Origin of the sequence: Algoriphagus mannitolivorans DSM 15301 (genome assembly GCF_000429425.1) — a bacterium.
In the GTDB taxonomy this organism is placed as follows: domain Bacteria; phylum Bacteroidota; class Bacteroidia; order Cytophagales; family Cyclobacteriaceae; genus Algoriphagus; species Algoriphagus mannitolivorans.
This window is the reverse complement of record NZ_AUBV01000016.1, coordinates 39,789-51,693: the sequence shown is the minus strand read 5'-3', so window position 1 is coordinate 51,693 and position 11,905 is coordinate 39,789. Positions and strand designations below refer to the sequence as shown.

The window sequence follows — 11,905 nt, the reverse complement described above, 5'->3', positions numbered from 1 at the left end:
CCTTTGGCTTTTTATTGAAGAAAGAAAGTAGCCTCCCCACAAATCCGTCTGGTATTGGAAACGATGCAGCCTTTGTAAAGGTACTGACCAGTCTGACTACCTTTGAATTTTTTGATCTCAGAACGATTTCCTGCCTGTCCTGCCACCACCTGGGTAAATACATCCTGCCCATTGACCTCCCAAACCATCTTCCAAGCATTGGTTGGAGGAAGTCCTCTGACCATCAGCTTAAGTCCTACACTGTCCCGAACACTATGGACTGGGCCACCCACAATAGACACTTCTTCTATGGTGAAGTCGGATGGTTCAGGGGGAATGATATTGCAGGCAAAAAGAATAAAGACCAGTAGAAATAGCTTTTTCATAGAATAGGAAGCTCAACTTTGAGTAGTTACCAGAAAGCCGAAAAGTGGACTAATTAACAAGGATATAGATAACAGGGTGAAAAACAAAAAAATCCCTCTCAAATTATTCTGAGAGGGATTTTGTGGAGCTGGCGAGATTCGAACTCGCGTCCAGATAAGGAAACACCGTACCGTCTACATGCTTAGTCACCGGTTGGGTTTTCGACCAAACTATGCTGGGTGACACACCTGAGTTTGGCTTATCGATTAGTCTTAAGCTTGCTTAATCGCATCACAAGCAGCAGTCCGATCAAGTCGACACCTCAGATCCACCCGGATCAGACCACAGGTGGTGAGATGTGGCTGGGGAATCACTCTCGTGACTCAACCCTTTAAGCGATCTATCCTATAAGGTTAGATTAAGCAGCCATGGCGTAAGAAGTTTCGCCATTTATTGTTCGTATGAATCTTTCAAGGCCGTACATACTCCAGCCTGCATGCGAGCCCGATCTTTACACTTACTGTCAAAACCGGTCAGCCCCATTTGGTATTGGGATGACAAATGTAAGCGAAAAAAGGTTCCGGTCGGAATTACGAATTAAGATTTACGAATTACGAGGATGTAAGAGGGATTGAGCCTTCCTTGCATCCATTTCACATTACTACCTAACCACAATTCAACTTCACAATTTGGTCCTTCCAATTTTTGAATCTTCCAATTTTTCAATTTTCCAATTGAGTTAAAAATCAATTTCTTAGCGAAAATCTTTCCCAAAGGCTCAATTTCTTCCTTTCCGAGTATCCACTTTTTTATATCTTGCAGCGATGGAAAATTTCGTCGTTTCGGCAAGAAAATACAGACCGGCAGATTTCAAAAGCGTCGTGGGACAGCAGCATATCACCACTACGCTTCAGAATGCCATCAAGAACAATCACCTTGCTCAAGCTTTCCTTTTTTGCGGCCCACGTGGGGTGGGTAAGACTACCTGTGCCCGAATTCTGGCGAAAACCATCAACTGTGAGAATGTAACCAAGGACTTCGAAGCTTGCGGGCAATGTGAGTCTTGCGTTTCATTTCAAAATAGCTCCTCATTCAATATTTACGAGTTGGATGCCGCATCCAACAACTCGGTGGATGATATCCGAAATCTTGTCGATCAGGTACGCTACGCTCCTCAAAAGGGTCAGTACAAAGTGTATATCATTGACGAAGTTCACATGCTTTCTACAGCGGCCTTCAATGCTTTTTTGAAGACCCTGGAAGAGCCGCCTAAATATGCCATTTTCATTTTGGCTACTACGGAAAAGCATAAAATCATCCCAACCATTCTTTCGCGTTGCCAGATTTTTGACTTTAACCGAATTCAGATCAAGCATATTTCTGAGCACCTGAAATACATCGCTGAAAAGGAGAAAGTTGATTATGAGGAAGAAGCCCTTCGCTTGATTGCCACCAAGGCGGATGGTGCATTACGTGATGCTCTGTCAATCTTTGACCTGATTGTCACCTACTCAGCGGGTAAAAAGGTTACCTATCAGGAGACGATCGCCAACTTGAATATTCTCGACTATGATTACTATTTCAAAGTTGTGGATGCACTGCTTGCGGAGGATATCTCTTCTACTTTGCTGATTTTTGATGAAATCCTAAAGAAGGGATTTGACGGACATAACTTCATCGTAGGGCTAAGTGAGCATTTCAGGGACCTTTTGGTAGTCAAAGATGAAGCTACGTTGGAACTGCTTCAGGTTTCCGAGGCTGCACGTGATCGATACATTCAGCAGACTCAGCAGGCTTCAGTTTCTTTTTTGCTATCGGCGCTTAACCTCGCCAACCAGTGCGACATTCAGTACAAAACCAGTAAGAACCAGCGTCTCCATGTGGAGCTAGCCTTGATGAAGATGGCTAAGCTTCCCCAGGCATTCCGTTTGGCGGTTTTGGCGGAAGAGTCAAAAAAAAAAGCCTGAGTGAGGCCACCGAGGAAAAAGCAACTGATTCCGTTGTAATCCCTTCCTTGCCAAAAGCAAAGCCTACGGCAATAAAATCCACTATTTCAATCCCAACTAGCCTTCATCACACCAAAAAAATGGTTGAGGAAAAGGCAAAAGTGGAAGTTGTCGTGGAGAAAAAAGAAGTGGTGGTTGAGACCGTTCAGGAAGATAGACCTAAAACGGTTTTGAAGCAGGAGATGCTTGATTCGTGTCTTTTTGAGATTAGAGATTTTTACAAAAGGGCTAATAAAAACCTTGAATTGGCCATTTTGGATCAAAAAATGAAGGTGGTTGATTCTGTGATTTATCTACAGGTGATGGGGCATGTCCAGGAAGAGATCGCCAATAAAATCCGTCCTGAATTAACCGGGTTGATAAGGAAAATAACCGGTGCAGATCTGTTTTCCATTAAAGTTGAACTCAAAGAAGAGGTAGAAAGCCAGGGGCCTAAACTTTACACGAATTCAGATAAGTTTAACCACCTCAAAGCCAAACATCCGGCTTTGGCAGAACTTCAGCGGAAGTTCGGTTTAGATGTTGATTTCTAAAAGTCCAAAGAGATCCCGAAATTGATCAGATTTTGAATCTGGACCGATTGTTTGCTAGTGCCGTCGTCTTGCTTGATAAAGACATCCTCATCGTAAATCAATACAGTTTCAATCCGTGTGGATATGTATTTATTGACCTTAAGGCGGATGTCGGAGTTGAAGTTTACGACCATATTTCCAAAGCTTTCATAATTGGAGAAAAGGTTCAGATTGGATTTCCAGGTCACATTATCCATCAATTTGAAATCTGTCACCTGAGCTGTGACGGACATCCCGGCCTCTGCCCGGACATTCTCTCCCGGAGTTACCCCGAAAGCCCCTGCATTGCTCAGGGAATCATTCAAAACGATCGTAAATCGTCCAGTGAAAGGAGAGGCGATAATGGATAGTTTACTTTTATCTTTCATCGTTTTCCGGTAATTCAGACCAGTGGAGGACTGCACATATCCAGGGGACAAAAAATCAGAAATTTGCGTGCGGATATCTGATTCACTTCCCGAAGGTCTGCTGTATTTATAACCGGCTAAAAGCTGGGTTCTGGCATCCAGTTGGGTAGACAGGTAGTAGGTTTCAGAAAGCTCACGCCCGTAATTACTGGAAAAAAGAAAATTGTCATTGGTCTTTCGGGTTTCATAGGATCGACCGGTTTGCCGGTTAAAACCCAAATTGATATTCAACTGGGTGTCCCAGACTTTTTTATCCTTCTTGAAATTTGCAAACAGGGAAATACCTGAATTCAACGCAAAGGAGCTAGTACCCCCTGCCGCCCAATTGCTGAGAGTGACTTGTTGGATGTTGAGGTTATAGTTTCCCCCAGTTTTCCAAAAGATTTCTTTCACGGGCTCATCCACCAATATAGAATCACCCAGCATGATCAGGGTGTCTCCATTGATCAAGACAGTATCGGGTAGGATAATCCTGTCCTGACCATAGCTTTTCAATCCAATCAATAAAAACAGGAAACCGAAAAAAGGTAGATACTTAGGCATTCAGAGAGCTGTGAAAGGCAAATTAAGGCGTGAAGATAACCAATTTCTGTCCGACGGATATGATGTTCTGGCTTCCGATTTTGTTCCAGGTTTTGAGCTGGTCAACGGTTACGCCATACCTTTTGGAGATAGAGTACAAGGTTTCTCCCTGGCTTACCGTATGGTAAGAAGAGCTAGGAGTATATTTCTTTTCCTCAATTTTGGGAGTGGTTTCCACTTGGACAGGCGTGGGATCTGGTTCGTTTTGAGCGATCACCGTTCTTTGGGATTCGGTAGCTGGGGAAATTTGAACTCTCGGAATTTCCTCTCCACGTTTTCTGGGTTCCTGAAGATTCAGAACCATTCCAGGTTTCAAATCAGAGTCTTTTCGGATTCTGTTTTTGGATTTAAGGGAAGAAAGCCGGATGCCGTACTTTTGGGAAATCGTCCAGAGAGTTTCTCCCGGTTGGACAATATGGGTTTCTATTTCAGCACTGGTTTTCTTCTTTTCAGTGTAATAATATTTACCTGTTTCAATCCTTTCCCCTTCTTCCATGTCGTTTAGCTTTCTAAACTTTTTCTCCTTCATTCCGATTTCATCGGCGAATCTGGACTGTGAAGTAGTAGCGGCTGCCTGTACGCCATCCAGTTCATTGACAGTGATCTGGTTTGGCTGATTGGCCTTCGTGGTATTTCCGCTGATTCTTGGATAAGAATTGGCTTGTCTGTAAGCAGGGGAGGATTTGGTTGAAGTCGATTTTTGGGTAGTCGATTGCTTTGGTTTTTCTTCCACCTGGGTAATAGCGGGCTGAACCGGCAGAGATCCTGAAGCAATGTAGAAAAGAGTATAAGTACCAGCGGGCACTTTTCCATTGACTGCCCACTTGTTGTATTCTTTGAGATGTTCCTCATGCACCCCAAACCTTTTCGCCAAGGCAGCCAGGCTTACCGGCCCTTGTACTTGTACTTCTGCAAGTCGTTGATTGGAAGCAAAAACGTTGATTTGGCTTTCATAAGCGACTTTATGTGCTAAGAATTTCTTGAAATACCAGTGGGTGTTCCGATCTACTTCCACGATTTTTTTTCCGGCATATTGGTTGCCAAAATAGGATTTTGCTCCGCCTAAGCCCATTTGATAAGCCACTACAGCAGTCATCCAGTTGTCCATGGCTGCTTGCTGTTTCTTAAAATATTTGGCAGCACCCCGGGTGGAAGTGACGATATTCTTTCTTTCATCGACCTGTCCATCCACTCGTAGCCCGACTTCTTCGGCTGTTCCTTGTTTGAATTGCCAAAAACCAACGGCATTGGAAGTGGAGACAGCGTCTGGAATCAGTCCGCTTTCCTGGATGGCAATGTATTTCAGATCCTCCGGAGCTCCTTGGCTTCGAAGTTCCCTTTCGATAATTGGCATGTACAGATTGACCCGATCCTGCTTTACCTTGAAATAGGTGGGATTTCTATATTGAGCATCCACGTCGAGCTGGATTTCTCTTCTCGCTTGAGGGTTGATTCTGATGATCAGATCGGCAAATTCCATTTCTGCAGGGACCTGAGGAATCTGCGCAAAAAGAAGTCCTGAAGGCATCAGTAAGAAAAGTGTCCAAAAGGCGCTTAGTCTTCGGAATTTCATGGGGGCTGAATTTGATTTCATTCAGCCCAGTTTTAGCAAAAATGATTCCCTTTTTAGGATATCAGAGTTTTCGGGCTATTAATATCCCATCACGAATCGGTAAAATGGTGTTTTCCACTCTTGGATCAAGGTGGACATTTTGGTTAAAGTCCAGAAGAGCTTGAGTGTCTTTGTCGATTTTTTTACCTTCTTCCACGAGGACTTTGCCAGACCAAAGCACATTGTCCGCCAAAATAATTCCTCCTTTACTGACTTTGTCAATCACCAGATCAAAATATTCCTGGTAATAATACTTGTCCGCATCGATAAACACGAAGTCAAAGGGACCTTCCAAAGTGGGGATGATTTCCCTGGCATTGCCGAGCCTGTAGTCAATTTGGGGACCTAGACCACTTTCTTCAAAAAATCCCCTTACCATGGTTTCCAGCTCATCATTGATGTCCAAGGTGATCAATTTTCCGTCTGATTTGAGCCCTCTGGCCATGCAGATGCCTGAATACCCGGTGTAAGTGCCGATTTCCAAAATGGTTTTAGGCTGGTGCATTTTCACAAGCAACTCAAGAACTTTCCCCTGAAGATGGCCTGAAAGCATTCTAGGCATCAGAACTTTGGCCTGTGTTTCTCTGGTGATTTTTTTCAGGAGAGCATCTTCTGCACTAGTATGTGCTTCACAATAGGCTAAAAGTTCAGGGTCAATAAATTCCATATTAGGCGGGGATGTAGGTCAGAAATGTCAATTGGTTGGGGTCGAAGATTTCCTGGGCGATATCCTGCAAATCCTCTGCGGTAGTCGCTCTTATTTTTTCGAAAATTAATTCCAAGGGGTCGATTTTTCCGTGATCGATCAGGGATTTCCCATATACCAGCATCAAGGCAGCATAATTTTCCTCCGCCATTGCCATTTGTCCAATGGCTTGCTCTTTGGCCATGTGGAGTTGATTGGTTCCCAGTTTTTTGGTTCGGAGTTTTTCCATCTCCCGAATGACTACAGCCTGAGCTTTTTTGAGAGTTTTTTCTTCGGTTCCGAAGTAAATTCCAAAGAACCCTGTGTCCGAAAACGGCTGGAAACTGCTCTCAATACTGTAGACATAGCCATAATTTTCCCTTAAGGAAAGATTAAGCCGACTATTCATGCTGGGGCCGCCAAAGATATTGTTGAGCAAATAGAGCTTGTACCGATTGGGGTCATGTAAGGAATAAGCAGGTCTTCCGATGGCGCATAAGGACTGGGTAATGTCCCGTTCCACGGTTTTCCGCTTGGCAGCGTATTCATGGAAACCGTTGCGGACGTACAAGGTATGTTTTGTGGGGATTTGATTGAGTGGACCTTCGATGGCTTTCAGGGCTTTTTCGAAGGAGATATTGCCCACTATGGAAAATACAATCTTGGAGGTGTCAAGATGAGTGGAGATAAAGTCAAAGAAAGTCTGTTGGGAAAAGCTTTTGACTGTATCCTCAGTCCCCAGGATATTTCTTCCTAAGGCATGATTTTCAAAAACAAGTGCATCGAGGTCATCCTGAATGGAGTCATCCGGAGAATCCCGATACATGGCCATTTCCTCCAAGATCACCTGTCGCTCTTTTTCAATTTGCTTTTCGGGAAAAGTACTATTGAAGGTAATGTCGAAGAGTAATTCAGCGGCCTTTGGGTAATGATCTTTGAGAACTGAGGCGTAAAAACAGACTTTTTCCTTGGTGGTGTAGGCATTGAGCTCCCCGCCTAAGGATTCGAGTCGGTTGATGATATGAAAAGTCTTTCGCTTGTGTGTGCCTTTGAAGGCCATATGTTCCCAGAAGTGGGCCAGTCCTTCCTGCTCCTTGTCTTCATCCCTGCTGCCGATGTTGAGGATAAATCCACAATGAACCAAGCGGGTATGGGTGACTTGCTGATGAACTATCCGGATGCCGTTTGCTAGTTCCTTGATTTGGTACATAAATTCAGTTTGAAATTGAAAGTAGTGAAAAAATCAACTTTTTATCTTCCTTGGATTAGCCTTAAGTTTGTGCTGATGGATTTTGTAACACCAAAAATCCAAGTTGAGTTTGTTTCCCCTTGTTTTCTTCGATAAATCTCTTGAATAACAGGATTGCGTCAAGAGGAAGATTTTCGAGATGTAAAGAGAAATCATCTACAAAACTAATTTGAATCTTTTACCCTATGAAATATAACCCACTACCCAAAGAACTTTACATCCGCAACCGAGACAAATTTGCGGCTAAAATTGCCCTGAATTCAGTGGCTATTTTCAACTCCAATGACATCATGCCGACCAATGCGGATGGCACGATGAAATTCCGGCAGAACAATGATCTTTTTTACCTCACAGGAATCGATCAGGAGGAAACGATTTTGCTGATCGCCCCGGATTGTCCCAATCCCGCCTGGAGAGAGGTGTTGTTCCTGAGGGAAACTAATGAGCATATCGCAGTTTGGGAAGGGCATAAATACACCAAGGAGGAAGCAGAAGCGGCATCCGGGATCAAGAATATCCAGTGGCTAGCTGCGTTCGACCAGATTTTTAACTCGGTGATGGCACTCTCCAAGACAGTTTACCTGAACACCAATGAGCACCTCAGAGCTGGGGTAGTGGTAGAAACCCGGGATGCTAGATTTATCAAAACCTGCAAGGAGAAGTTTCCGCTCCACACTTATGAGCGCTCGGCTCCGATCATGCATGACCTTAGAGGAGTCAAGGAACAGGAGGAAATCAATCAAATGCAGATTGCCTGTGATATCACAGAGAAAGGCTTTCGAAGAATTCTTTCCTTTGTCAAACCCGGCGTGACAGAATACGAAATCGAAGCGGAATACTTGCATGAATTTGTCCGAAACCGTAGCAAGGGGTTTGCTTATGAGCCGATTATTGCTTCAGGACCCTCTGCCTGCGTCTTGCATTATATAGATAACAACAAAGCTTGTAATGCTGGAGAACTACTGCTGATGGACGTGGGTGCTGAATACGGGAATTACAATGCCGACATGACTAGGACGATTCCGGTAAGTGGAAGATTTACCGAACGCCAGCGAAAAGTATATGATGCGGTGCTTCGTGTCCAAAAGGAAGCTGCATCTATTCTTCGACCAGGAGTAAGTATTCAAGATTACCACAAAGAAGTCGGGTTGATCATGCAGTCTGAACTCCTTGGGTTGGGCTTGATTGACCAGACAGACATCAAAAATCAGGATCCCAACTGGCCTGCTTACAAAAAGTACTTTATGCACGGCACCTCCCACCATTTGGGATTGGATGTGCATGATGTGGGAACAATGCATTTTCCGATTACCCCTGGTATGGTCTTCACTGTGGAACCAGGAATCTATATTCCTGCCGAGGGATTTGGAGTCAGGCTGGAGAACAACATTGTCATCCAGCAGGAAGGATATTTTGATTTAATGAGAAATATACCGATCGAAGCAGAAGAGATCGAGGAACTGATGAATTCTTAAGATTTAAAAAACGGCCTGTGGGGACACTGGCCTCGGCATAGTAGGAACGCTTTTTCCAAAGTTTCAAACTTTGGAAAAGTTCTTTTAGAGCTGGAAAGGCAAAGAAAAACCCCTCTCAGATTTCTCTGAGAGGGGTTTTTAAGTTAAAGAACTAATCAGAAATTATCCGATAGAAATTCTTTTGAAAGTATTTACGGTCAAACCTTTGCTAACCCCGTCAAGGTATTGAGCGATAGATTTGGAGCTGTCTTTTACGAATTGCTGGCTCAACAAGGTATTTTCCTTGTAGAATTTCTGCAATTTACCCATTGCGATTTTTTCCAGCATTTCTTCAGGCTTGCCTTCAGCTCTAGCTTGCTCCTTACCGATTTCGATTTCTCTTTCGATCATAGAAGAATCCACACCGTCTTTATCTACCGCTACTGGGTTCATCGCAGCGATTTGCATGGCTACGTCTTTTCCAGCCTCTTCTACGTCAGCACCGGAAGTATTCACCATTCCAACCAATACACCCAATTTACCATTGGAGTGGATGTAAGGAACTACTTTCTCAGCATTCACTACTTCGTAATGGGAGATCTCGATTTTCTCACCGATTTTACCGGTCATTTCAATGATTTTCTCAGCTACAGTGATGTTTTCGAAAGGAAGAGCTAAGATTTGCTCAGCAGAAGTAGCTTTGTTAGCTACCGCCAAGTCGATCAAAGTATTGGCGAAAGCACCGAATTCTTCGTTTTTGGCTACAAAGTCAGTCTCGCAAGTCAAAGAAAGAAGAATCCCCTGAGCACCGTTTTCAGCTACTCGAGTTACAACAACACCTTCTTTAGTCTCACGGTCAGCTCTGGAAGCAGATACTTTTTGACCTTTTTTTCTGAGGATGTCCACTGCTTTTTCGAAGTCGCCTTCCGCTTCAGTCAAAGCTTTTTTGCAGTCCATCATACCGGCACCGGTCATTTGTCTCAGTTTGTTTACGTCTTGTGCAGTAATTGCCATGTTGTGATCAGTTTTTATATCAACGATTAATAATTTCTTTCAAAATCCTCCGGCAAATTTACCTGTAAATCCACCTTTGGGCTTTAAGACAATTTAAGTTCCTCTAAAGAGGGCTTGAGTAGAAACAAAAAATTGAACATCGACCAGAGCCAGATGTTCAATTTTTCTGTATTCAAATTGATTGTGGATTAGTCTTGAGTGTCGGCGTCCACAGCTCTTTTTGCTTCTTCCTCTTCAGAAAGTTTAGCATCGTCCTTGTCCTTCTTTCTTTCGGAAAGACCTTCTTCGATGGCAGCTCCGAAAGCTTTTACCAACAAAGACACAGACTTGAATGCATCATCGTTTGCAGGGATTGGGAAATCCACCTCGTTAGGGTTGGAGTTGGTATCTACCAATGCGAAAACTGGGATGCCTAATTTTTGAGCTTCAGCGATAGCAATATGTTCTCTTTTGATATCCACTACGAAAAGAGCTGCTGGAAGTCTGCTTAGGTCAGCGATACCGCCCAATACGGATTCCATTTTTTCTTTCTGACGGCTTACCATCAGACGCTCTTTCTTCGCCAAGTTCTTGTAAGAATCTTCCTTCATCAATTTCTCAAGGGAGGACATTTTCTTCAAGGACTTTCTGATAGTTGCGAAGTTGGTCAACATACCACCCAACCATCTTTCGGTCACGTAAGGCATATTCAGACGCTGAGCTTCTGCAGCTACTAAGTCTTTGGCTTGTTTTTTCGTAGCGACAAACATTACTTTTTTGCCGGAACGTACGATTTGCTTGATTGCGTTGGATGCTTCTTCGAGGCAAGCAAGCGTTTTGTTGAGGTCGATAATGTGGATACCGTTCTTCTCCATAAAAATATATGGAGCCATTCTTGGATCCCACTTTCTCGTCAAGTGTCCGAAGTGAACACCAGCATCCAGTAAGTCTTTGTATTCGATTTTTGACATGAATGAAATTGTTTTCTATTGAATGAAGATTGTTCCGATTAACGCTTGGAGAACTGGAATCTTCTTCTTGCTTTTCTACGTCCTGGCTTCTTACGTTCTACCATTCTAGGGTCACGAGTAAGGAAGCCTTCTTTTTTCAAAGGACCTCTGTGAGCTGCATCGAATTCGCAAAGCGCTCTGGAGATTGCCATACGGGCTGCTTCAGCTTGTCCTTTGATACCACCACCGTCTACATTGATTTGTACATCGTAGCTACCATCTACCCCTACAAGGGTCAAAGGCTGCTTCACGACGATTTGATGCAAATCGAAAGGGAAGTAAACTTCAATGGCTTGGTTATTTACGGTGATTTTTCCATTACCCGGAGTCATGTAGACACGAGCTACGGAGGTTTTTCTTCTACCGATTTTGTTGATCGTTTCCATGCTTTTCTACTTAAAGGGTAATGGTTTTTGGTTGCTGTGCCGCATGAGGATGCTCAGCACCTTCATATACGTACAGGTTTCCGTACAATTTTCTTCCCAATCTGTTTTTAGGCAACATGCCTCTTACAGCCTTTTCTACCAAGATTGCTGAAGACTTCTGCTTCAACAATTTAGGTGTAGAAATTCGCTGTCCACCTGGGTAACCGGTGTGGCGCACATATACTTTTGCATCCCACTTGTCACCTGTCAGTCTTACCTTGTCTGCGTTGATTACGATGACATTGTCTCCGCAATCCACGTTAGGAGTGAAGCTAGGCTTCGTCTTTCCTCTCAAGATTTTTGCAACCTCACTCGCCAATCTACCTAGAATTGCAGCCTGGGCATCCACAATGACCCATTGCTTTTCTACGGTGGAGTTGTTGGCTGAGATGGTTTTATAGCTCAGAGTATCCACTGTGTAACTGTTTAATTTTTAGCTTTTTAATTAATTATCGACCCCAAAAAGGGACACAAAGATAGAAGTATTATTTTTTCCATGCAAACTATTCCCAATCCTAATCCCTAATTTTCACTTGCTTAAGTGAAAATTTCAAAATGGAATTTG

The 11,905-nt window shown here is 43.5% G+C and carries 12 protein-coding genes and 1 other RNA gene; 3 read left to right on the top strand and 10 right to left on the bottom strand.

What is annotated here, in order from left to right:
• Window positions 1-11: 11 nt before the first annotated feature.
• Window positions 12-365, bottom strand: coding sequence for a hypothetical protein (locus G458_RS0115900; RefSeq protein WP_026952772.1), 354 nt, complete (start codon window positions 363-365; stop codon window positions 12-14).
• Between the two features lie 120 nt (window positions 366-485).
• Window positions 486-886: a transfer-messenger RNA gene (ssrA, locus tag G458_RS21700) on the bottom strand.
• 283 nt (window positions 887-1,169) lie between these two features.
• On the opposite strand from ssrA, the gene G458_RS0115890 reads away from it, so the two are divergent.
• Complete coding sequence (locus tag G458_RS0115890; protein WP_026952771.1) at window positions 1,170-2,312, top strand: DNA polymerase III subunit gamma/tau; 1,143 nt, start codon at window positions 1,170-1,172, stop codon at window positions 2,310-2,312.
• A gap of 119 nt (window positions 2,313-2,431) precedes the next feature.
• A complete protein-coding gene (locus tag G458_RS0115885; RefSeq protein WP_026952770.1) occupies window positions 2,432-2,884 on the top strand; it encodes a hypothetical protein in 453 nt (150 codons plus the stop codon).
• Here the strand turns inward: G458_RS0115885 and G458_RS0115880 are convergent.
• The 4 genes from G458_RS0115880 to G458_RS0115865 all read right to left on the bottom strand — a co-directional run bounded on the left by G458_RS0115880 (window position 2,881) and on the right by G458_RS0115865 (window position 7,419).
• A complete protein-coding gene (locus G458_RS0115880; protein WP_026952769.1) occupies window positions 2,881-3,873 on the bottom strand; it encodes a DUF3078 domain-containing protein in 993 nt (330 codons plus the stop codon). The two genes, G458_RS0115885 and G458_RS0115880, sit on opposite strands and share 4 nt — an antisense overlap.
• Before the next feature lie 22 nt (window positions 3,874-3,895).
• Window positions 3,896-5,485: a lytic transglycosylase domain-containing protein gene (locus tag G458_RS0115875; protein ID WP_035468386.1), complete on the bottom strand. Its 1,590-nt coding sequence runs from the start codon at window positions 5,483-5,485 to the stop codon at window positions 3,896-3,898.
• A 61-nt stretch (window positions 5,486-5,546) separates the two neighbouring features.
• Entirely contained in the window at window positions 5,547-6,191 is a 645-nt protein-coding gene (locus G458_RS0115870; protein WP_026952767.1) for an O-methyltransferase, read from the bottom strand.
• 1 nt (window position 6,192) lies between these two features.
• On the bottom strand, window positions 6,193-7,419 hold the full coding sequence (locus tag G458_RS0115865) for a M16 family metallopeptidase (protein ID WP_026952766.1): 1,227 nt from the start codon (window positions 7,417-7,419) through the stop codon (window positions 6,193-6,195).
• A 224-nt stretch (window positions 7,420-7,643) separates the two neighbouring features.
• Between G458_RS0115865 and G458_RS0115860 the strand changes: the two genes are divergently transcribed.
• Window positions 7,644-8,933, top strand: coding sequence for an aminopeptidase P family protein (locus G458_RS0115860; RefSeq protein ID WP_026952765.1), 1,290 nt, complete (start codon window positions 7,644-7,646; stop codon window positions 8,931-8,933).
• A 162-nt stretch (window positions 8,934-9,095) separates the two neighbouring features.
• Here G458_RS0115860 and tsf read toward each other — a convergent pair whose 3' ends face one another.
• The 4 genes from tsf to rplM form a co-directional block, all read right to left on the bottom strand.
• Window positions 9,096-9,926: a translation elongation factor Ts gene (tsf, locus tag G458_RS0115855; RefSeq protein WP_026952764.1), complete on the bottom strand. Its 831-nt coding sequence runs from the start codon at window positions 9,924-9,926 to the stop codon at window positions 9,096-9,098.
• Window positions 9,927-10,114: 188 nt separating this feature from the next.
• A complete protein-coding gene (gene rpsB, locus G458_RS0115850; protein WP_026952763.1) occupies window positions 10,115-10,876 on the bottom strand; it encodes a 30S ribosomal protein S2 in 762 nt (253 codons plus the stop codon).
• 38 nt (window positions 10,877-10,914) lie between these two features.
• Window positions 10,915-11,301, bottom strand: coding sequence for a 30S ribosomal protein S9 (gene rpsI, locus G458_RS0115845; protein ID WP_026952762.1), 387 nt, complete (start codon window positions 11,299-11,301; stop codon window positions 10,915-10,917).
• Between the two features lie 10 nt (window positions 11,302-11,311).
• On the bottom strand, window positions 11,312-11,755 hold the full coding sequence (rplM, locus tag G458_RS0115840; protein WP_026952761.1) for a 50S ribosomal protein L13: 444 nt from the start codon (window positions 11,753-11,755) through the stop codon (window positions 11,312-11,314).
• Window positions 11,756-11,905: the final 150 nt, after the last annotated feature.

Excerpts from the sequence above, each read along its gene's own strand:
- G458_RS0115880 (WP_026952769.1), bottom strand. The coding sequence starts at position 3,873 with ATGCCTAAGTATCTACCTTTTTTCGGTTTCCTGTTTTTATTGATTGGA.
- G458_RS0115890 (WP_026952771.1), top strand. The coding sequence starts at position 1,170 with ATGGAAAATTTCGTCGTTTCGGCAAGAAAATACAGACCGGCAGATTTC.
- G458_RS0115875 (WP_035468386.1), bottom strand. The coding sequence starts at position 5,485 with ATGAAATTCCGAAGACTAAGCGCCTTTTGGACACTTTTCTTACTGATG.
- rpsB (WP_026952763.1), bottom strand. The coding sequence starts at position 10,876 with ATGTCAAAAATCGAATACAAAGACTTACTGGATGCTGGTGTTCACTTC.
- tsf (WP_026952764.1), bottom strand. The coding sequence starts at position 9,926 with ATGGCAATTACTGCACAAGACGTAAACAAACTGAGACAAATGACCGGT.
- G458_RS0115900 (WP_026952772.1), bottom strand. The coding sequence starts at position 365 with ATGAAAAAGCTATTTCTACTGGTCTTTATTCTTTTTGCCTGCAATATC.
- rpsI (WP_026952762.1), bottom strand. The coding sequence starts at position 11,301 with ATGGAAACGATCAACAAAATCGGTAGAAGAAAAACCTCCGTAGCTCGT.
- G458_RS0115885 (WP_026952770.1), top strand. The coding sequence starts at position 2,432 with ATGGTTGAGGAAAAGGCAAAAGTGGAAGTTGTCGTGGAGAAAAAAGAA.
- G458_RS0115860 (WP_026952765.1), top strand. The coding sequence starts at position 7,644 with ATGAAATATAACCCACTACCCAAAGAACTTTACATCCGCAACCGAGAC.
- G458_RS0115865 (WP_026952766.1), bottom strand. The coding sequence starts at position 7,419 with ATGTACCAAATCAAGGAACTAGCAAACGGCATCCGGATAGTTCATCAG.
- G458_RS0115870 (WP_026952767.1), bottom strand. The coding sequence starts at position 6,191 with ATGGAATTTATTGACCCTGAACTTTTAGCCTATTGTGAAGCACATACT.